At 73.3% G+C, this 20,718-nt stretch carries 19 protein-coding genes; 16 read left to right on the plus strand and 3 right to left on the minus strand.

The window, feature by feature from the left end:
- The first annotated feature begins 13 nt into the window (after positions 1 to 13).
- Positions 14 to 1,345, plus strand: a complete 1,332-nt coding sequence (locus tag RIN46_RS06995) for a pitrilysin family protein (protein WP_309080199.1) — start codon at positions 14 to 16, stop codon at positions 1,343 to 1,345.
- A gap of 156 nt (positions 1,346 to 1,501) precedes the next feature.
- On the opposite strand, the gene RIN46_RS07000 is transcribed toward RIN46_RS06995, so the two are convergent.
- Both RIN46_RS07000 and moaA read right to left on the minus strand, forming a co-directional pair.
- Entirely contained in the window at positions 1,502 to 1,831 is a 330-nt protein-coding gene (locus RIN46_RS07000; RefSeq protein WP_309080198.1) for a MoaD/ThiS family protein, read from the minus strand.
- A gap of 74 nt (positions 1,832 to 1,905) precedes the next feature.
- Positions 1,906 to 3,096, minus strand: coding sequence for a GTP 3',8-cyclase MoaA (gene moaA / locus RIN46_RS07005; protein WP_309080197.1), 1,191 nt, complete (start codon positions 3,094 to 3,096; stop codon positions 1,906 to 1,908).
- A 60-nt stretch (positions 3,097 to 3,156) separates the two neighbouring features.
- Between moaA and modA the strand changes: the two genes are divergently transcribed.
- From modA to RIN46_RS07050, 9 genes are read left to right on the plus strand one after another with little or no spacing between them, the layout of a single operon-like run.
- A complete protein-coding gene (modA, locus tag RIN46_RS07010) occupies positions 3,157 to 4,170 on the plus strand; it encodes a molybdate ABC transporter substrate-binding protein (protein WP_309080196.1) in 1,014 nt (337 codons plus the stop codon).
- Positions 4,167 to 5,069 carry an ABC transporter permease subunit gene (locus RIN46_RS07015; protein ID WP_309080195.1) on the plus strand — a complete coding sequence of 301 codons (903 nt, stop codon included), beginning with the start codon at positions 4,167 to 4,169 and terminating at the stop codon, positions 5,067 to 5,069. The genes modA and RIN46_RS07015 overlap by 4 nt, the downstream gene beginning before the upstream one ends.
- Positions 5,070 to 5,079: 10 nt before the next feature.
- A complete protein-coding gene (gene glp, locus RIN46_RS07020) occupies positions 5,080 to 6,492 on the plus strand; it encodes a gephyrin-like molybdotransferase Glp (RefSeq protein ID WP_309080194.1) in 1,413 nt (470 codons plus the stop codon).
- 52 nt (positions 6,493 to 6,544) lie between these two features.
- Complete coding sequence (gene moaC / locus RIN46_RS07025) at positions 6,545 to 7,075, plus strand: cyclic pyranopterin monophosphate synthase MoaC (RefSeq protein ID WP_309080193.1); 531 nt, start codon at positions 6,545 to 6,547, stop codon at positions 7,073 to 7,075.
- Positions 7,072 to 7,554, plus strand: coding sequence for a MogA/MoaB family molybdenum cofactor biosynthesis protein (locus tag RIN46_RS07030; protein ID WP_309080192.1), 483 nt, complete (start codon positions 7,072 to 7,074; stop codon positions 7,552 to 7,554). The genes moaC and RIN46_RS07030 overlap by 4 nt, the downstream gene beginning before the upstream one ends.
- Positions 7,544 to 8,011, plus strand: a complete 468-nt coding sequence (locus tag RIN46_RS07035; protein ID WP_309080191.1) for a molybdenum cofactor biosynthesis protein MoaE — start codon at positions 7,544 to 7,546, stop codon at positions 8,009 to 8,011. The genes RIN46_RS07030 and RIN46_RS07035 overlap by 11 nt, the downstream gene beginning before the upstream one ends.
- A 22-nt stretch (positions 8,012 to 8,033) precedes the next feature.
- Positions 8,034 to 8,792, plus strand: a complete 759-nt coding sequence (dapB, locus tag RIN46_RS07040; RefSeq protein WP_309080190.1) for a 4-hydroxy-tetrahydrodipicolinate reductase — start codon at positions 8,034 to 8,036, stop codon at positions 8,790 to 8,792.
- Positions 8,793 to 8,795: 3 nt separating this feature from the next.
- Complete coding sequence (locus tag RIN46_RS07045; protein WP_309080189.1) at positions 8,796 to 9,242, plus strand: hypothetical protein; 447 nt, start codon at positions 8,796 to 8,798, stop codon at positions 9,240 to 9,242.
- Position 9,243: 1 nt separating this feature from the next.
- Positions 9,244 to 11,823, plus strand: a complete 2,580-nt coding sequence (locus RIN46_RS07050) for an excinuclease ABC subunit UvrA (protein ID WP_309080188.1) — start codon at positions 9,244 to 9,246, stop codon at positions 11,821 to 11,823.
- Positions 11,824 to 11,839: 16 nt separating this feature from the next.
- Here RIN46_RS07050 and RIN46_RS07055 read toward each other — a convergent pair whose 3' ends face one another.
- Entirely contained in the window at positions 11,840 to 13,072 is a 1,233-nt protein-coding gene (locus tag RIN46_RS07055; protein WP_309080187.1) for a heparan-alpha-glucosaminide N-acetyltransferase domain-containing protein, read from the minus strand.
- 113 nt (positions 13,073 to 13,185) lie between these two features.
- On the opposite strand from RIN46_RS07055, the gene dapA reads away from it, so the two are divergent.
- The 6 genes from dapA to RIN46_RS07085 all read left to right on the plus strand — a co-directional run bounded on the left by dapA (position 13,186) and on the right by RIN46_RS07085 (position 20,663).
- The gene (dapA, locus tag RIN46_RS07060; protein WP_309080186.1) at positions 13,186 to 14,115 is read left to right on the plus strand and encodes a 4-hydroxy-tetrahydrodipicolinate synthase; all 930 of its coding nucleotides are present in this window, start codon (positions 13,186 to 13,188) and stop codon (positions 14,113 to 14,115) included.
- A 10-nt stretch (positions 14,116 to 14,125) separates the two neighbouring features.
- The gene (locus RIN46_RS07065; protein WP_375141842.1) at positions 14,126 to 15,832 is read left to right on the plus strand and encodes a ribonuclease J; all 1,707 of its coding nucleotides are present in this window, start codon (positions 14,126 to 14,128) and stop codon (positions 15,830 to 15,832) included.
- A gap of 53 nt (positions 15,833 to 15,885) precedes the next feature.
- Entirely contained in the window at positions 15,886 to 18,867 is a 2,982-nt protein-coding gene (locus RIN46_RS07070; RefSeq protein ID WP_309080185.1) for a DNA translocase FtsK 4TM domain-containing protein, read from the plus strand.
- A 9-nt stretch (positions 18,868 to 18,876) separates the two neighbouring features.
- The gene (pgsA, locus tag RIN46_RS07075; RefSeq protein WP_309080184.1) at positions 18,877 to 19,509 is read left to right on the plus strand and encodes a CDP-diacylglycerol--glycerol-3-phosphate 3-phosphatidyltransferase; all 633 of its coding nucleotides are present in this window, start codon (positions 18,877 to 18,879) and stop codon (positions 19,507 to 19,509) included.
- Complete coding sequence (locus tag RIN46_RS07080) at positions 19,506 to 20,045, plus strand: CinA family protein (protein WP_375141841.1); 540 nt, start codon at positions 19,506 to 19,508, stop codon at positions 20,043 to 20,045. The genes pgsA and RIN46_RS07080 overlap by 4 nt, the downstream gene beginning before the upstream one ends.
- A 189-nt stretch (positions 20,046 to 20,234) precedes the next feature.
- Entirely contained in the window at positions 20,235 to 20,663 is a 429-nt protein-coding gene (locus RIN46_RS07085; RefSeq protein WP_309080183.1) for a helix-turn-helix transcriptional regulator, read from the plus strand.
- Positions 20,664 to 20,718: the final 55 nt, after the last annotated feature.

The raw sequence follows: 20,718 nt of genomic DNA on the forward strand, positions 1-20,718 counted from the left end.
CGCGACCCACTCGATGGCTCTGGTACCCCTCGACGGGTCCGCATCCAGCATCCTGCACGGGGAGGCCGGCGGCGCAGTAGTGCGCCGCTCGGTCCTCCCCGGCGGGGTCCGGGTCCTGACCGAAGCGATGCCCGGACAGCGTTCGGCGACCATCGGCTTCTGGGTCGGCGTCGGATCCCGCGACGAGGGCGACGGGATGCACGGATCGACCCACTTCCTCGAGCACTTGCTGTTCAAGGGAACCTCTCGCCGCAGCGCCCTCGACATTGCCTCGGCATTCGACGAGGTCGGCGGCGAGTCCAACGCGGCCACGGCGAAGGAGCACACCTGCTACTACGCCCGAGTCCTCGACTCGGACCTGCCGCTGGCGATCGACGTGATCGCCGACATGGTCACCTCACCGGTCCTCGACCCGGAGGACCTGGAGCAGGAACGCGACGTCATCCTGGAGGAGATCGCCATGGACAATGACGATCCCGGCGACGTCGCCCACGAGAACTTCGTCTCCGCCGTGCTCGGCGAGCACCCGCTCGGACGGCCCATCGGAGGCACCCCCGAGGCGATCCAGGGGATCCAGCGCGACGCCGTGCTGGAGCACTACCGGCGCTACTACGCGCCGCAGGAGATCGTCATCACCGCGGCCGGGTCGCTGGACCACGACGACGTCTGCCGCCAGGTGCTCGAGGCCCTCGCCCGGGCCGGGTGGGAGCTCGAGCCGGGCGCGGAGCCCGTCAAGCGCCGCGCCAGCACCCCCGCAGTGATCGAGGGCCAGCACACCGTGGACGTCATCCGTCGTCCGGTGGAGCAGGCCAACATCATCATGGGCTGCCCCGGCATCATCGCGACCGACGAGCGTCGGCAGACGATGAGCGTGCTCAACACGATCCTCGGCGGCGGCATGTCCTCGCGGCTCTTCCAGGAGATCCGCGAGAACCGCGGCCTCGTGTACTCGACGTACTCGTTCTCCGCCGCCTACTCGGACGCCGGCTACTTCGGCATGTACGCCGGGTGCTCGCCGGCGAAGACGGGCCAGGTCATCCAGCTGCTGGCCGCCGAGCTGGAGCGCCTGGCCGCCGACGGCGTCACGGAGCAGGAGATCGCCAAGGCCGTCGGCCAGATCTCCGGTGGACTGGTCCTCGCCCTCGAGGACCCGGGGTCCCGCATGTCCCGGCTGGGCCGGGCCGAACTCGTCACGGGGCACTTCCAGGACATCGACACGACCCTGGAGAAGATCCGCGCGGTGACGGCCGGCGATGTGCAGGCGCTCGCCCGCGAGCTCGCCGGCCGCCGACGCACCGTCACGGTCGTGGGCCCCTTCGACACGGCGGCCGACTTCGGGCTCTGACCCGGCACCCGGCCGCCGGCGCCGCCCCAGCGGGCGCAGTGGCGGCGGGCCGTCGAGGCACTGAAGACAGCGGGGACCGCCGGTTCGCACCGGCGGCCCCCGCTGTCTTCGCGTTCGGCCGCCGCAGGATCAATGCTTCGCGACGCCCGGCACCGGCTATCCGCCGGCGAACGGCGGCAGGACGTCGACGACGTCGTCCTCGCCTAGTGGGTGCCCCCGGTCCCGCACACTCACCTCGTTGACCAGGAAGCTCGAGCGCGCGATCACCCGTGCCAGGGACGGCGTCCTGCGGAGCGGGGCCGCGCCGTGGCCGGGGCCCCCGGCGCCGACCGCGACCGGCTCCGGGCGGCGGTCTCCGGCGGGGTGGAGCTCCGCGACATGCTCCAGGAGCGCGCCGAGCGTCGGCTCGGGCAGGGAGGAGACGGGGAGGTCCTGCTGCTGGCGTCCCGCCGCGGCGGCCGCGGCCGCGAAGTAGCGGATTCTCATGTTGGTTCCTCGGTGGTGAGTTGAGTCTGGTGGTGCTGGCGGTCTCCGGGGCGGCCCGGGCGGTGCGGGCCGGATCAGCCGCCGATGGCGCTCATGCTCCGGTCCGGCTGGACGAAGTCGTCGTCGCCCAGGCCCGGGTGGCCCATGCCGTGCGCGCGCGGCTTGCCCCACATGGCCTCCCGCCAGCGGTCCGCGACGTCGTCGTCGGTCGCCCCGGAACGGAGCAGCTCGGAGAGGTCCGTCTCCTCGCGGGAGAAGAGGCACGCCATGACCTTGCCCTCGGCCGTGATGCGCGTGCGCCGGCAGTCGGAGCAGAACGGCTCCGTCACGGAGGCGATGATGCCGACCGTGCCGACGATCCGCCCGGGGTCGGACACAGGAGCGACCTGGAAGCGCTCGGCCGGCGCGCCGTCGCGCTCCCGCGGGTCGGCGGAGAGCACGAAGCGCTCGGCGAGCCGCTCGCGGATCTCGGTGGAGGTGACCATGTTGTCCTTGCGCCAGCCGTGGTCCGCGTCCAGCGGCATCTGCTCGATGAACCGCAGTTCGAAACCGCGCTCGACGGCCCATGCGAGCAGGTCGGCGGCCTCGTGGTCGTTGACGCCGCGCATGAGCACCGTGTTGATCTTCAGGGGCGCGCCCAGGCCGGCCTCGACGGCGGCGTCGATCCCGTCCAGGGTCGCCTGCAGGTGGTTGCGGCGGGCCAGCTCCTGGAACGTGCCCGCGTGCAGGGTGTCCAGAGAGACGTTGATGCGGCTGAGCCCGGCCTCGGCGAGCGGCCGGGCCTTCTTGGCCAGCCCCACGGCGTTGGTCGTGAGCGAGATCGGCAGCTCGGGGTGATCGGCCCGTACGCCGGCGACGATGTCCACGAGGTCCACGCGCACGAGGGGCTCGCCGCCGGTGAGCCGCAGCTCGCGGACACCGAGGTCGCGCACACCGATGGTGACGAGGCGGCGGACCTCCTCGCCCGTCAGCAGCCGGCTCTTGGGCAGCCAGGCCATGCCGTCGGCGGGCATGCAATAGGTGCAGCGCAGATTGCACTTGTCGATGAGGGAGATGCGCAGGTCGCTGGCCACGCGCCCGAACCGGTCCACGAGTGGACGCTCGACGGCGTCCTGCTGCTCGCCGGCCTGCGGGTCGCCGGCCGTCCGGCCGCTGCCCGCCGAGGCGCTGGGAGCCGGAAGCGGGGCGCGCGCGGGCCCGCCGGGAACGCGCTGGCCCTCCGACCCCGGCCGGGTCGTCTGGAGGTCGACGCGGGTGATGCTCATCCATCGAGCGTAGACCACTGCGGAGCCCAACTCCATGCCGCGACGACTAGACTCCAGACCATGCCACAGCCAGCGCACGAGCCCGGGCCCTCCCGCCCCCGCCCGGTGCCGGAGGTCCACCGGAATGCGTGCACGGACGTGCGGCGGATGACGCTGTGTGAAGGCGCCCCGGCGGTAGGCGGCGGAGCCCCCGGGCGGCCCCGGGGACGCAGGCCGCGCGGCGCCAGGACCAGGCTCCTCCCGCTGCTCGCGCTGGCCGGACTGATGGTGCAGCTCGCCGGTTGCGCCGCCGGCCCGACGGATGGCTCGCCGGCCGGCGGAGAGCCCGAGGTCCTGTGGTTCGCACCGTCGTCGTTCGCCGATGTGGCCGGGCCGTTGGCCGCGGCCTACGAGGACGCCGCGCGTGCGGCCGGAGCCCCCGTGGAGGTGACCGTGAACCTCGGGTCCTCGGCGCAGCTCGTCCAGCAGGTCAACTCCGGGGCCGCACCGGACGTCCTGGTCACCGCCGACGACCAGGCGCCCGGCGCGCTGCAGCGTCCCGAGGCCTACCGGCGGATCGGCACCGCCGCGGAGAACGGGCTCGTCCTCGTCGTCGGGCCGGACACGCCCCTCGCCGCGAGCGCCGGGGCAGAGGCGCCCGCGGCCCCGCCGACGACGGAGCTGCTCGACTGGCTCGCCGAGGCCCGGGTGGCCCTCTGCGCACCCGAGGTCCCGTGCGGGCGCGCAGCCCAGTCCTGGACGGATCGGCAGCCCGTGGAGATCGCCGCCGACGCCACGCAGGAGTCGAACGTCCGCGCCGTCCTGGCCAAGGTCGCCTCGGGGCAGGCCGACGCCGGCTTCGTCTACACGACCGACGCCGCCGCGGCCGGCGACGCGGTGGCCGCGCTGCCGCTCGACGCGCCGCCCAACCGGTACCCCGTGCTGGTGCGCTCCGGCGAGGGGGAGGACGACGACGGCGGTTCCGGCGACCACGCCCGGGAGGCCTTCGCCCGATGGCTCCTCGACGAACAGGCGCAGTCCATCCTGACCGACGCCGGCTTCGAGCCGGGCGGGCCCGGCGGGGTGGCCGGATGAGCCGGGGCGGTCTCGGCCGGAGCACCCGGGACCGGGCCCATCGGCGCGCCACGACGCCGCGTTGGATCTGGGTCCCCACGACGATCGCGGTCCTCGCGCTGGCGGGCCCGATCCTCGCGCTCGGCGCGGCCGCGGAGCCCGGTACGCTCGTCGCGGCCGTGACCAGTCCCGAGGCGAGCAGCGCCGTCGTGCTGTCCCTGAGCACGTCGGTGGCAGCCACGGTCCTCTGTGTGCTGCTCGGCGTGCCCCTCGCCCTGGCCGTGCACCGTGCCCACGGAGCGCTCCGGGCACTGCTCCAGCTGGTCCTGATCGTGCCCCTGGTGCTCTCGCCGGTGGTCTCCGGGCTCGCCCTGCTGTACTTCTGGGGCCGGCAGGGGATCGCCGGGGAGTCGCTGGCCGCGCTGGGGCTCGGCGTCGCCTACACGCCGGCGGCCGTGGTGCTGGTGCAGGTCTTCGTCGCCCTGCCCTTCGTGACGGTCGCCGCGCTGAGCAGCCTGGAGGCCGTGGACCCGGACCTGGAGCTGGCCGGGGCCAACGCCGGTGCCGGCCCGACGCAGATCCTGCGCCACATCACCCTGCCACTGGCTGCGCCGGGCATCGCCGCCGGGACCCTGCTGGCGTTCGCGCGCGCGCTGGGGGAGTACGGTGCGACGATCACGTTCGCCGGGTCGGTCGCCGGTCAGACGCGGACCATCCCGCTGCAGATCGAGCTGGCCTTCAACTCGGCGGACCCGGGGGCGGCCGTGGGCCTTGCGCTGATGCTGATCGGGTTCTACCTGCTGGTGCTCGGCGCCGTGGCCCTGCTGTTCGTCCTGCCCGGCCGCGCGGAGGCCCCCGTCCGCGAGGCCGGCGAGGGACGTGCGGCGCCGGGTATCCAACGCGGGGGAGTGCGGCTCTAGGATGGCTGGCATGGGCGCCGACACAGGCCGGGGGATCTCCGGCACCGATTCGAGACGAGGCACCGACCCAGGGCCCGGCACCGACCCAGGAGCCGGCATCGAGCCGGGACGGGGTGCCGACCGAGGGCACTCCGGCGGGCGGGGACACTCCGGGGAGCCCTTCCGCCGCAGCGTCGAGGAGCACGCCGGCGAGGTCCGCCGGCTCCTCGGGCGCGTCGCGGCGGGCGTCGCCGCGCGCACCGAGGAAGTGCCGCTGCGCGCCGCCCGGGGATGTCTCCTCGCCGCGGACCTCGAGGCCCCGCACAGCCTTCCTCCCTTCGACAACTCCCAGATGGACGGCTTCGCCGTCCGAACCGCCGACCTGCGGCGGGACGGGGCCGGCGGACCCGCCGTGCTGCGCGCGGTCGCACCGATCCCCGCCGGCCCCGCCCGGCCGGGCGGGGACGGGTGCAGCCACGGGGCCGGGACGGCGGCCCCCATCATGACCGGCGCACCGCTGCCCGCCGGTGCGGACGCCGTCGTGCCCGTCGAAGCGGCCGACCCCCCGCGCTTCCCGTCCTCGGGCGGCACCGTCGGGCTCCCGGTCGACGTCGAACCGGGACAGTACGTCCGCCGCGCCGGCAGCGACATCGCGGCCGGGGACGTCGCGCTCCGCGCCGGGACGCGGCTGACCGTCCGGCACCTCGGGCTCGCCGCAGCGCTCGGCTTCGCGACGCTGAGGGTGCGCGCCCGCCCCCGCGCGCTCGTCGTGGCGACCGGCGACGAGATCGTGTCCCCGGGGCGCCCGCTCGCCCCGGGCCAGATCCACGATGCGAACTCCACCCTGGTGGCGGCCGCCCTCGACGCCGACGGCTGGGAGGCCGTCGTCGAGACCATCTCCAGCGACACGCCCACCGAGTTCCTCTCCCGCCTGCGCGCCGCCGCCGCGGAGCAGGGGGCGGACCTGATCCTCACCAGCGGCGGCATCAGCCAGGGCGCCTACGAGGTGGTCAAGCTCGCGCTCGCCGAACGCGGCGTGGGCTTCGGCTCCGTCGCCATGCAGCCGGGCGGCCCCCAGGGCCTCGGCGTCCTGCGCTGGGACGACGGCACCGGGACTCCGATGCTCGCGTTCCCGGGCAATCCGGTCAGCACCTACGTCAGTTACGAGATGTTCCTGCGCCCGGCATCGGCCGAGCTCCTGGGCACGGCGCCCCGGCGGGAGCTCGAGGCAGCGCTCGCCGCGCCGACGGACAGCCCGCCCGGGAAGTTGCAGGTCCGCCGCGCCCGCCTGCTCGATGCCGGCGGAGAGACCCGGGTGGAGCTGGTCGGGGGACCCGGCTCGCACCTGCTGCACGCGCTCGCCGAGTCGGACGCCCTGGCCCTCGTCCCGCCGGAGGCGACGCACCTGCCAGCCGGGAGCCCTGTCCGGGTCCTCGTTCTATAGGATGCAGGACCGCAGCCGAACCGACCCACCACCCGAGAGACCCGAGGAAGCAATGCCCCAGACCGATCCGCAACCCTCCGGGCTGACGCACGTCCGCGCCGACGGGACCGCCCACATGGTCGACGTCTCCGCGAAGCCGGAGACTACCCGCCAGGCGACCGCCGTGGCCACGATCCGTACCCGTGACGACGTCGTGGCGATGCTCGCCGACGGATCCCTGCCGAAGGGGGACGCGCTCGCGGTCGCCCGGGTGGCCGGGATCATGGCCGCCAAGAAGACCCCGGAGCTGGTGCCGCTCTGCCACCCGCTGCCCCTCTCCAAGGTCACCGTGGACTTCACGCCCGGAGACGGGGCCATCGTCATCGAGGCGATGGTCAAGACCCGCGGTGTGACGGGGGTGGAGATGGAGGCGCTCACGGCCGCGACCGTCGCGGGCCTGACGGTGTACGACATGATCAAGGCGGTCGACCACCACGCCGTCATGACCGACGTCCAGGTGCTCGCCAAGTCCGGCGGCAAGAGCGGCGACTGGGACGTCCGGTCCGCCGCGGACGCCGGCGACGGGCCCCGGGCGGACCGGTGAGCACGGCCCGAACCGGCGGCATCCTGATCGCCTCCACCCGCGCCGCCGCCGGCGTCTACGAGGATCAGACCGCGCCCATCGTCGCCGACTGGCTCGCCGGGCACGGGTTCACCGTGCTCGAGCCCGTGATCGTGCCGGACGGCGAGGCGGTCGGCTCGGCGCTGAAGGCACTCCTGACCCTCGGCCCGTCCGTCGTCGTCACCAGCGGCGGCACCGGGCTCAGCCCGGACGACACCACGCCGGAGACGACGGCTCCCCTGCTGGACCGCCAGATCCCGGGCATCCAGGAGGCCATCCGCGCCGCCGGACTGGTGAAGACCCCGCACGCCGCGCTCTCGCGCGGACTGGCCGGGGCGGCGGGCAGCACGTTCGTCGTCAACCTGCCCGGCTCCCCGCGGGGCGTCCGGGACGCGCTCGGCGTGCTGGACCCGATGATCGACCACATCTGCCGTCAACTGGAGGGCCATCGTGACCACTGAGCAGCACCCGGAGGAGGGCGCACCCCGCACGGGGACGCCGGGCGAGGTCGTCTTCGCCGGCGTCAGCGCCGAGCCGATCGACCAGAGCACCGCCTGGGACGCCGTCGAGACGGACGCGACCGGCGCCGTCGTGACCTTCGGCGGCGTGGTCCGCAACCACGACGGCGGCCGGGACGTCACCCGGCTCGCCTACAGCGGCCATCCCACCGCCTCGGCGCGCATCCGCGAGCTGGCCGAGGAAGTTGCCGCCCGTCATCCCGGCACCAGGCTCTGGGCCGCCCACCGCGTCGGCGACCTGGACGTCGGCGACGCCGCCCTCGTCGCCGCCGCGGCCAGCGCGCACCGCGGCGAGGCCTTCGAGGCGTGCCGCGACCTCGTCGAGGCCGTGAAGTACGGCGCGCCCATCTGGAAGGAGCAGCACTTCGCCGACGGCGACGTCGAATGGGTGGGACTGTAGCCGCGACGATAGGCTGGAGCACATGACCAACCGCATCGCCGTCGCCGTCCTCGGCGCCAATGGCCGCATGGGCTCCGAGGCAGTCGCAGCGGTGGAGAACGCCGCCGACCTGGACCTCGTCGCCGCCCTGGGCCGTCGGGACCCGCTGGAGAAGATCCTCGACGCCGGGGCCACCCACGTCGTGGACCTCACCGTCCCGGACCAGACCGAGACCAACGTCCGCTTCGCCGTCGAGCACGGACTCCACGCCGTCGTCGGGACCACCGGGTGGACCGAGGCGCGGCGTGCAGGGCTGTCCGAACTGCTTGCCAGTCACCCGGGGACCGGCGTCCTGATCGCCCCCAACTTCGCGCTCGGCTCCGTCCTGGCCAGCGCGTTCGCCGCCCAGGCCGCCAGGTACTTCGAGTCCGTCGAGATCGTCGAGCTGCACCACCCGGACAAGGTGGACGCACCCTCCGGCACGGCCGTGCGCACCGCCGAGCTGATCGCCGCCGAACGCGCCGCCGCAGGCGTCCCGGCGAGCCCCGATGCCACTGAGAAGTCCCTGGACGGGGCCCGCGGGGCCGATGTCGACGGGGTGCGCGTGCACGCGGTGCGGCTCCGCGGGCTCGTCGCCCACCAGGAGGTCCTCCTCGGCGGGCCCGGAGAGCAGCTCACACTGCGCCACGACTCGTACGACCGCGCCTCCTTCATGCCCGGCGTGCTGCTGGGCCTGCGCCAGGTGGCGAGCCGGCCCGGGCTGACGTACGGGCTGGACGGCTACCTGGACCTGGGCCGCTGACGCGTGAAGACCAAACTCTGGGTCGGGCTCATCATCGCCCTCTTCGTGTTCTACCTGGTCGCCTCCTTCGGCTCGGCCGTCCGCTTCATCGGCGCGGAGGAGCCGATCGCCAAGGTCATCGGCGTCGCGGCCCTCGTCCTCCCCCTCATCGGCGTCTGGATCCTCATCCGCGAGGTCCTCTTCGGTCTGCGCACCCAGCGCATGGCCAGGACGCTCGAGGCCGAGGGCCTGCTCCCGCCGGACGACCTGCCGCGCATGCCGTCGGGACGGATCGTCAAGGAGGCCGCGGACGAGGCCTTCGTCGCCTACCGCGAGGAGGCCGAGGCGGACCCCGGGTCCTGGCGGAGCCTGCACCGCCTGGCGCTCGCCTACGATGCCGCCGGCGACCGCAGCAACGCCCGCGCCGTGATGCGCCGCGCCGTCGGCCTCTACCTGGAGGACCAGCGCTGACATGACGACGGGAAGGGACGGCAGCGGGACGGCGTTTGCGCCGGGGGCGCCCGCGCACGGAATCGACCCGGACGGCTTCGTCCGGGTCCGCGGCGCCCGCGAGAACAACCTGCGCGACGTCGACGTCGACGTGCCGCGCGACGCTGTCGTCGCCTTCACGGGCGTCTCCGGGTCCGGGAAGTCCTCGCTGGCCTTCGGGACCATCTACGCGGAGGCGCAGCGGCGCTACTTCGAGTCCGTGGCCCCCTACGCGCGTCGGCTGATCCAGCAGGGCCACAATCCCCGGGTCGAGCACATCGGCGGGCTGCCCCCGGCGGTCGCGCTGCAGCAGCGCCGGGGGACGGCGACGGCCCGTTCGACGGTCGGGACCGTCACCACGCTGTCCAACTCGCTGCGGATCCTGCTCTCCCGGGCCGGCACCTACCCGGACGGCGCGGAGCCGCTGGACTCCGATGTCTTCTCGCCGAACACCGCGGCCGGCGCGTGTCCCGAGTGCCACGGCCTCGGCGAGGCCCACACGGTCGACGTCGACTCCCTGGTGCCGGACCCGTCGCTGAGCATCCGCGACGGCGCCATCGCGGCCTGGCCCGGCGCCTGGCAGGGCAAGAGTCTGCGCGACATCCTGATCCACCTCGGGTACGACGTCGACGTCCCCTGGCGGGAGCTGCCGCGCGAGGACCGCGACTGGATCCTCCTCACCGAGGAGCGCCCGGTGGTGGAGGTCGTCCCGTTGCGAGAGCACAACGCCCGGCCCTACAAGGGCCGGTTCATCAGCGCCCGCAGCCACGTGCTGCACATCCTCAACGACTCCAAGAGCGAGCCGGCCCGCCGGAGGGCCCTCGGCTTCATGCGGACGGGCCCCTGCCCGCACTGCGACGGCACGGGCCTGACCCGCCGGGCGCTGGACGTGACGTTCGCCGGCCGGACCATTGCCCAGCTCGGAGCCGTGTCCCTGACGGAGCTGGCCGAGATCATCCGGCCCACCACGGAGCTCGAGGCGCCCGAGTCCGCGACCCGCCGTCACACCTCGGGCGAGACCAACGAGGTCGCCGTCGCCGTCACCCGGGACCTGCTCGCGCGCATCGAGGTCCTGCTCGGGCTCGGACTCGGCTACCTGGGCCTGGCCCGCGGCACCACGACCCTCTCGCCCGGCGAGCTGCAGCGGCTCCGCATTGCGACGCAGCTGCGCTCCGGGCTGTTCGGCGTCGTCTACGTGATGGACGAGCCCTCCGCGGGTCTGCACCCCGCCGACGCCGAACCGCTGCTCGAACTGCTGCAGGAGCTCAAGACCTCCGGCAACTCCGTCTTCGTCGTCGAGCACAACCTCGACATCGTCCGTGCGGCGGACTGGATCGTCGACGTCGGCCCGCGCGCGGGCGACGACGGCGGCCGCGTCCTCTACAGCGGACCGGTCGCCGGGCTCGCCGACGTCGAGGGCTCCGTGACCCGCCCCTACCTGTTCCCGGCCGCGCGCTCGGGCGACGACGTCGACCCGGCCGCGCCCGCCCCGGCCCCGCCGCGGAGCCCCGACGACGGCGGGAGGGTCCCGCGCGAACCGGCCGGACGGCTCCGCCTCGAGGGCGTGACCCGGCACAACCTGCGCGGCCTGGACGTCGACATCCCGCTGGGCGTCCTCACCGCGGTCACGGGCGTGTCCGGATCCGGGAAGTCGACCCTGGTGGGCCAGGCGCTCGCCGGAGGGGTCGCCGAGCACCTGCGCGTCCGCTCGGGTGCGGACGACGACGCCGCAGGGGACGGCGCCGGTGCCGACGCCCCGGCGCGGATCCACGGGGTCGAGCAGCTGGACCGCATCGTCACCGTGGACCAGAAACCGATCGGCCGGACGCCCCGGTCCAACCTGGCGACCTACACGGGCCTGTTCGACGCCGTCCGCAAGGAGTTCGCGGCGCTGCCGGCGGCCCGGGAGCGCGGCTTCGGACCGGGCCGGTTCTCCTTCAACGTCCCGGGCGGACGCTGCGAGACCTGCCAAGGGGAGGGGTTCGTCGCGGTCGAGCTCGTGTTCCTCCCGGGCAGTTACGGGCCGTGTCCGGACTGCGACGGCGCCCGCTTCGAACCGCAGACGCTCGAGGTCGCCTACCGGGGGAAGAGCATCGCCGAGGTCCTGGCGCTCTCGGTCGACGACGCCGCCGACTTCCTGGCGGACATCCCCGCCGCCGCCCGCAGCCTGGACACCCTCCGGAACGTCGGTCTCGGGTACCTCCGGCTCGGTCAGCCGGCCACCGAGCTGTCCGGAGGCGAGGCGCAGCGGATCAAGCTCGCCACGGAGCTGCAGCGCGTGCGCCGGGGACGCACCCTCTACGTGCTGGACGAGCCGACCACCGGTCTGCATCCCGACGACGTCCGGGTGCTCATGGCGCAGCTGAATCGGCTCGTCGACGGCGGGGACACCGTCGTCGTCGTGGAGCACGAGATGGACGTCGTGGCGGCCGCCGACTGGGTGATCGATCTGGGGCCCGGCGGCGGCGACGCCGGCGGCCGGGTCGTCGCCGCCGGGACGCCGTCGATCGTCGCCGCCGCCGAGGCGAGCCGGACGGCACCGTACCTCGCCCGGCGCCTCTGAGACGTCCTGCGGGACCCTAGCGCCTCCCGGCCCGCGCGGCGCCGCGCGGGCTCCCCGCGAGCTGACGGACGAGGGCCTCGAGCGGTCCGCGGGCGCCGGTCAGCCGCAGGGCCGCGCCGATCACCAGGGCGGCGAGCGCGTACCAGGCGTAGACCCGCTCCGCGGCCACCGCCTCCGTGGCGCCGGAGAGCAGGTCGAGTGCGACCAGATGCCCCACGTACAGCGTCAGCGTCGCCGAGCCGGCCCCCGTCAAGGGGGAGAGCACGATGTCGCCGAAGCGCCGCAGCACCGCCGTCAGGCCCAGCGCCACGAGCTGGCAGGCGCCGAGGGCCGCGAGTGCCGAACCGGTGACGTGCAGCAGGTCCAGGGGTGCCGACGTGTGCGGGGCGGCGAGCGCGAACCACCACGGGGTCGGCTCCGTCGCGTCGAAGTAGTAGCCCGTCCCCAACGCCAGTTCGAGCTGCGCCGCGTCGACGCCCAGAGCCTGCGCGAGCGCGGGCCGCGCCCCGGGCAGGCCGAGCAGCCAACCGCTCAGCAGGCGCGCCGCGACCGCGAGGACGCCGCCGCCGAACGTCAGGAGCAGGGCGACCGGCGGGTGCTGGAGCCGCAGCCGGCCCGCCCAGAGTCCCACGAGCACGAACGAGACCCACACGACCACCGGGTAGTACCCGGTGAGGAGCAGGTTCCCGGCCAGCGCCGCCGGGGAGCCGAGGTCGGTGAACGTCGGCGCCGCGCCGCCGCCGGGCAGCTCCAGCGCCGGACCCAGCGGCGAGCCCGCCAGCCAGAGCCCGGCGGCGTAGAGCACCACCGGGGAGACCAGGATCCAGCCGACGGCCCACAGCAGGAGGGTCCGCGGCCGCGCGCCGAGGAAGGGGACGGCGGCCAGGAACAGGAGGCCGTAGTGGACGAGGATGACGGCGACGTTCGTGCTGAGCATCCCGCAGGCCAGGCCGATGGCGGCGATCACGAGGGCGCGGACGACGACGGAGCGGCGCGCCCCGGCGAGCCGCGCCGCCGTCGGTCCGGCCGAGCCGCCGGTCAGCAGCGCCAGCCCGACGCCGGCCAACACGGCGAACAGGGCCGACGCGCGCCCGGCGAACCACTCGGCCGCCCACGTGGTGGCGAACCCGCCGTCGGCCGTGGAGGCGGCCAGGGGCACGAGGTGCGTGGCCATCATCCCCAGCAGCGCGATCCCGCGCGCCGCGTCGACGCCGGCCACACGGGCGCTGGCGGGGGAGGAGTGGCTCATGGGGGACAGCCTATGGCCGCGCCCGCCCGACGTGCGCGCCGGACGCGTCGGCGGACCGGAACGCGGCGTCTCCGACGCGACGCGCGGTCCGCCCAGACGGTAACGTGGGGGCCATGTCTGACACCGCCGCCGCCCCCGCAGTCGCTGCCGCCCGCCCGGACCTCCCGTTCGGCACGCTCTCCGTCGCCATGGCCACCCCGTTCACCCGCGACGGCGGCGTCGACTACGAGCAGGCGGCCGCCCTGGCGACCAAGCTCGTCGACGAGGGCTGCGACTCGCTGGTCGTCACCGGCACCACGGGTGAGACCTCCACCCTGACGGACGAGGAGAACCTGGGCATGTTCCGGGCCGTGGTCGAGGCCGTGGGCGGCCGCGCCAAGGTCATCGCCGGCTCGACGACGAATGACACCCGCCACTCGATCCACCTCACCACCGAGGCCGCCGAGCTCGGGGTCGACGGCGTGCTGGTCACCGCCCCGTACTACAACAAGCCCAGCCAGGCCGGCGTCATCGCCCACGTCGAGGCCATCGCCGCGGCCACCGAGCTGCCGATCATGCTCTACGACATCCCGGGCCGCTCCGGCATCGCGCTGTCCACCGAGACGATCATCCGCCTGGCCGACCACCCGCGCGTGATCGCGCTCAAGGACGCCAAGGCCGACTACCAGGCGACCACGCGCGTCCTGGCGAACACCGACCTGCACGTCTACTCGGGCGACGACGGTCTCACGCTGCCGCTGATGGCCGCCGGCGCCGTCGGCGTCGTCTCCGTGACGGCCCACGTGGCCGCACCGCTGTTCCGCGAGCTCGTCGACGCGGTACACGCCGGCGATCTGGCCGCGGCCCGCCGGGCCCACTTCGCGATCGACCCGATCCAGCGCGCCGTGATGACCCACGCGCAGGGCGCCGTCGCGGCCAAGGCCGTCCTCCACTGGCAGGGCGTCCTGCCGAACCCGGCCGTCCGCCTGCCCCTCGTCGAGCCGTCCGAGTCCGAGGCCGCGGCGATCCGCGCGGACCTCGCGGAGGCCGGCTGGGACCTGTAGGGGGAGCCCCGTGAGCGCGACCTCCGTGGCCCTGGCCGACGACGCCCGCCTGAACCAGCCGCCGGAACTCCAGCCCGGGACGCTCCGGGTGGTGCCGCTCGGCGGCATCGGCGAGATCGGCCGCAACATGACCGTCTTCGAACTGGACGGCAAGCTGCTGGTCGTCGACTGCGGCGTCCTCTTCCCCGAGGAGACCCAGCCCGGTGTGGATCTGATCCTCCCGGACTTCTCCTACCTCCGGGACCGGCTGGACGACGTCGTCGGCGTGGTCCTCACGCACGGGCACGAGGACCACATCGGGGCGGTCCCGTACCTGCTCCGGCTCAAAGCCGATCTCCCGCTCATCGGCTCCCGGCTGACCCTCGCCCTCGTCGAGGCCAAGCTGGCCGAGCACCGCATCAAGCCGTTCACGCTCGTGGTCGCCGAGGGCCAGCGCGAGCGGCTGGGCCCCTTCGACTGCGAGTTCATCGCCGTCAACCACTCCATCCCCGACGCGCTGGCCGTGTTCGTCCGCACCACCGCCGGGACCGTGCTGCACACGGGCGACTTCAAGATGGACCAGCTGCCCATCGACGGCCGGATCACGGATCTGCGCGCCTTCGCCCGCGTCGGCGAGGAGGGCGTGGATCTGTTCCTCCCCGACTCCACGAACGCCGACGTCCCCGGCTTCACGACGGCGGAGCAGGAGATCGGCCCCGTCCTCAGCCGGCTCATGGCTGCAGCCCCGAAGCGCGTCATCGTCGCCTCCTTCTCCTCGCACGTCCACCGCGTCCAGCAGGTCCTCGACGCCGCTCGCGAGCACGGGCGCAAGGTCGCCTTCGTCGGCCGCTCGATGGTGCGCAACATGGGCATCGCCGCCCAGCTCGGCTACCTCGACGTCCCGGAGGGGATCCTCGTGGACCTGAAGCGGATCGACGAGGTCCCGGAGGACCGCCAGGTCCTGATGTCCACCGGATCCCAGGGCGAGCCCATGGCCGCGCTCTCGCGCATGGCGAACGGCGACCACGCGGTCCGCGTCGGAGCCGGCGACACCGTCGTCCTGGCCTCCTCGCTCATCCCCGGCAACGAGAACGCCGTCTTCCGGGTGATCAACGGGCTGATGCGCCTGGGCGCGGAGGTGGTCCACAAGGGCACGGCCCGCGTCCACGTCTCCGGCCACGCTTCCGCCGGCGAGCTGCTCTACTGCTACAACATCATCAAGCCCCGGAACGTCATGCCCGTGCATGGGGAGACCCGGCACCTGATCGCCAACGGCCGCCTCGCCGAGGCCACGGGGGTTCCCGCGGAGAGCGTCCTGCTGACCGAGGACGGGTCCGTCGTGGACCTGCGCGACGGCGTCGCACGCCAGGTCGGCCAGATCGAGTGCGGCTACGTGTACGTCGACGGGTCCAGGGTCGGCGCGGTCACCGATGACGACCTCAAGGACCGGCGGACCCTCGGCGAGGAGGGGTTCGTCTCCGTGATCTCCGTGGTCAACCGCCAGGACGGCACCATCGTGTCCGGCCCGGACATCCACGCCCGCGGCGTCGCCGAGGACGACGCCGTGTTCGAGGAGATCCGGCCCCGCATCGCGGAGGCCCTCGCCGAGGCCGTCCGGAACAATCCCACACACACCACGCACCAGCTCCAGCAGGTGGTGCGACGGGTCATCGGCGCGTGGATCGGGCGCAAGCTGCGGCGCCGTCCGATGATCGTGCCGGTGGTCCTCGAGGCCTAGCGCCGACCGTGTAAATCCGGGGCGAGCGCGGCCCCAGGCGGTACGGTGGGCCCATGGCCACCCGCACCGCACCCCGCCGGCCCAGTTCCAACGCGCGTTCCCAGTCGACGCGCTCCTCCGGCGCGCGCGGGTCCGGATCGACCGGCAAGGCCAAGGGCGGGGCGAAGAACGCCCCGGTCCAGCACGACTTCCCGTGGCCCGTCCGGGCCGTCCGCGGCGCCTGGATGGGCATCGCCCGCATGGTGGGCGGCGCCTTCCGCCAGATCGGCAGCACGGTTCGTCCCGAACTCGAGGTGCGCCGCGACGGGACCGGGCTCTTCCTCGTCGTCGTGGCGCTCGTCGTCGCCGTCGTCGAGTGGTGGGGGCTGCGCGACGTCGGCGGATTCGGCACCTGGGTGCACAACATCGCCGCCGGTTCCATCGGGTACATGGCCGTTCTGCTGCCGCTGGTCCTGCTGATCGGCGCGCTCCGACTCTTCCGCTACCCGGAGGACGACGCCACCAACAACCGCGTCGGCATCGGCTTCGCCGTCGGCATCGCCGGCGGTGCGGGCATCGCCCACTGCGTCGCCGGGATCCCGACCGTGAACGACGCCTTCGAGCAGCTCTGGGCCGGCGGCGGCGTCCTCGGCTACCTGCTCACGTCGCCGCTGGCGGGCCTGCTCTCGCGCTGGGGCGCTCTGGCCGTCATGGCGCTGCTGGTCCTCCTGTCCCTGATGATCACGACGGCGACGCCCCTGAAGCGCATCCCCGAGCGCGTGCGGACCGGGTACCGCTGGCTCGTCGGCCAGGACGCGGAGTCGGACGCGCAGTGGGAGCGCGAGAAGCGCCAGCGGCAGGAGGAGCACGACCAGAGCTACCTGTACGAGCGGGACAAGGCCGGTGCGGCGGGCGGGAAGCCGCCCAAGGAGAAGCGCAAGTCGCTCTTCTCCCGCGACCGGAAGGGCCAGGACGAGGTCTTCGACGCCGAGGACGAGGGCTTCACCGGCGACGCGGCCTACGAGCAGGCCGTCATCGCCGAGTCCGACGACGACGCCGGCGAGGCGAAGACCGAGGCCATCGACCTGGCGGCCGCACCCTCCGTGCCGCCGGGCGTCCGCCGTCCGACGGCGGCCGAGAAGGCCATGGCCCGGATGAAGGAGCAGATCGGGCTCGGCGGGCCCGAGGCCGACCCGGCGGCCGCGACGCCGTCGTCCGCCTCCAGCGCGGGCACCCCCGCCGAGCCGGCCACCGAGGCCCTGGACGCGGACGCGGTCAACCAGGCGCTCGCCCCCGAGAACGCGACCCGGCCCATCGCCAAGGCGCCGCTGCCGCCGATCCCGCAGCGCACCGAGCAGCTCCAGCTGGCCGGCGACGTCGCCTATACCCTGCCGCCCTCGGAGTTCCTCCCGCCGGGCCCGCCCGCCAAGGAGCGCTCCGAGGCGAACGACGCCGTCGTCGAGGCCCTCACACAGACCCTCGACCAGTTCAAGGTCGACGCGCAGGTCACCGGGTTCAGCCGCGGGCCGACGGTCACCCGCTACGAGATCGAGCTGTCGCCGGGCACCAAGGTGGAGAAGGTCACCGCGCTCTCCAAGAACATCTCCTACGCGGTCGCGTCCTCGGACGTGCGCATCCTCTCGCCGATCCCGGGCAAGAGCGCCATCGGCATCGAGATCCCGAACGCCGACAAGGAGGTCGTCGTCCTCGGCGACGTGCTCCGCTCCAACGCCGCCCGCAAGACCGACCACCCGATGGTCATGGGCGTCGGCAAGGACGTCGAGGGCGGGTTCGTCGTCGCGAACCTGGCCAAGATGCCGCACATGCTCGTCGCCGGCGCCACCGGCGCGGGCAAGTCCTCGTTCGTGAACTCGATGATCACCTCCATCCTCATGCGGGCCACGCCGGACGAGGTGCGCATGGTGATGGTCGACCCCAAGCGGGTGGAGCTCACCGCCTACGAGGGCGTGCCGCACCTGATCACGCCCATCATCACGAACCCGAAGAAGGCCGCCGAGGCGCTCCAGTGGGTCGTCAAGGAGATGGACACCCGGTACGACGACCTCGCCAACTTCGGCTTCAAGCATCTGGACGACTTCAACAAGGCGGTCCGCGCCGGTAAGGTCACCCCGCCCCCGGGCAGCGAGCGCGTCCTGCGCCCCTACCCGTACCTGCTGGTGATCGTGGACGAGCTCGCGGACCTGATGATGGTCGCCCCGCGCGACGTCGAGGACTCGATCGTCCGCATCACCCAGCTCGCCCGCGCCGCCGGCATCCACCTGGTCCTCGCCACCCAGCGCCCCTCGGTCGACGTCGTGACCGGCCTCATCAAGGCCAATGTCCCCTCGCGCATGGCGTTCGCGACGAGCTCGGTCACCGACTCCCGCGTCGTCCTCGACCAGCCCGGCGCCGAGAAGCTCCTCGGCCAGGGCGACGCCCTGTTCCTGCCCATGGGCGCCTCGAAGCCCATGCGCGTCCAGGGTGCCTGGGTGACGGAGTCGGAGATCCACCGGGTCGTCGAGCACGTCAAGAGCCAGCTCTCGGCCGTCTACCGGGAGGACGTCGCCGTCGAGGCGCCGAAGAAGCAGATCGACGAGGAGATCGGCGACGACCTGGAGGTGCTCCTCCAAGCCACCGAGCTCGTCGTCACCACCCAGTTCGGCTCCACCTCGATGCTCCAGCGCAAGCTGCGCGTCGGATTCGCCAAGGCCGGCCGGCTCATGGACCTGCTCGAGTCCCGCGGCGTCGTCGGGCCGTCGGAGGGCTCGAAGGCCCGCGACGTCCTCGTGAAGCCGGACGACCTCCCCGGGGTGCTCGCCGCGATCAGGGGCGACACGCCCCCGGCCGGCGCCTCCGACGTCTCCGCCGCCGACGCCGCGCTCGTGGACAACGCCAACGCCAACCACACTGAGGAGACGCGCGAGTACGCCAGTGCCCAGCAGTACTCCAACGACGTGCTGGCGGACCAGGAGGCCGGCGTCCCGGAAGCCGTCGACTACTACGACGGCGACGACGACAGTGGCGACGACGACGCCTGGCAGCTGACCGGCAGGTAGCCTGAAACCGTGACAGAACCCCGCTCGAACCCCGCCCCGGTGCCCACGCTGAACATCGCCAACGTGCTGACCGTCCTGCGCATCGTCATGGTGCCGCTGTTCGCCTGGCTCTTCGTCCTGGACGCCCCCGGCGGAGAACCGCAGTACGCCGGATGGCGCTGGGCCGCGGCCGGCGTGTTCGCCCTGGCGATGTACACGGACAAGCTCGACGGCGACCTCGCGCGCAGCCGCGGCCTCATCACGGACTTCGGCAAGATCGCGGACCCCATCGCCGACAAGCTCCTCACCGGTGCGGCGCTGGTGCTCTTCTCCCTCTACGGCGAGCTGTCCTGGTGGGCCACCGGCATCATCCTCGTGCGCGAGTGGGGCATCACCGTCATGCGATTCGTGGTGATCCGCTACGGGGTCATGCCCGCCTCGAAGGGCGGCAAGCTCAAGACCGTCACGCAGGCGCTCGGGATCTTCCTCCTGCTGCTGCCGATCGCCCATACCATCGCGTGGCTGGGAGTGGTTGCCCTGGCGATCATGTGGCTCGCCGTGGCACTCACGCTGTACACCGGCATCGTCTACGTCGTCGACGCCATCCGGCTCCGCGCTGCCGCCACCTCGGGGCGCGAGGCCGACGGAGGCGAGCGTTCGTGAGCGGCTCGAGTCGTGGCCGCCGTGCGGCGCCCGGCGCCGTGCCGTCCGGTGAGGGGGCGGAGCTCGCCGCGGCGATCGTGGCGAGTGGGACGGAACAGGGTCTGACCGTCGCGACGGCCGAGTCGCTGACGGCCGGCCTCGTCGCTGCCGCCCTTGCCGACGTCCCCGGATCGTCGGCGGTTCTGCGCGGGGGAGTGGTGAGCTACCACAACGCGGTCAAGTCCGGGCTGCTGGGGGTCCCGGAGGAGCTCCTCGCCGAGCGCGGGAGCGTCGATCCGGAGGTGGCGCGGAGCATGGCCGCCGGAGCGCGGGCGGCCTGCGGCGCCGACATCGCGGTCTCGACGACCGGCGTGGCGGGGCCCTCGGCCCACGACGGCAAGCCGGTCGGCACCGTGTACATCGGGTGGGCCGATGCGGAGGGGACGGGCGTCGTCGAACTGGATGCGGCGGGGACGCGGGTGCAGATCCGGCACGCGGCGCGGGACGCCGCACTCGCAGCGTTGGCCGATCGGATCGTCGAGCGTCCGGTCGCCTGACCGCAAGCTCAGCATTCCCCACATGTGACGTGCGTCTACTGGTGATCCCCGCCGCGCTGCGGCTAGGGTGAGGGCATCGGGAACAAAAACCCCGGCGGCACCGTTGGACAGGATGAAGGGCTTCAGCGAACAGCGAGCCCCTTACATCGCACACGGCGGTGTTTTCTATGAAGGAGAACGGCAATACCAATGGTCAAGCAGCCCATCACCATCAACGGCGTCGTCCGTTGGCGTGACGTGGGCACGGCAGAAGAAGATCGTCGAGACCACAAGGAGCGCAGCATGGTTGTCCTACGCCACGAGATCGGCGAGGTCCTCCGGGACTTCCGTCAGCGTCAGGGTCGCACCCTCCGCGAGGTGTCGCACAACGCCCGCGTCTCCCTGGGCTACCTGTCCGAGGTTGAACGGGGCCAGAAGGAAGCATCGTCCGAGCTCCTGTCGTCCATCTGCGGGGCGCTGGACGTTCCGCTCGCGCTCATGCTCCGCGAAGTCAGCGATCGCGTCGCCCTCGCCGAGGGGGTCGGCGTGCCGGACACCGTCCCGAGCGAGCTGACGAACGAGTTCGGCAAGAACCTCACTCCGGAATGGCCGAAGTCGCCGCAGCCCATGGCCTCCTAGGCCCCACGACCAGTCGATGACGGCGGCCCTCCTGCTCGGCGCAGGAGGGCCGTCC

Origin of the sequence: Zhihengliuella sp. (genome assembly GCF_031178195.1) — a bacterium.
Taxonomy (GTDB): Bacteria; Actinomycetota; Actinomycetes; order Actinomycetales; family Micrococcaceae; genus Zhihengliuella.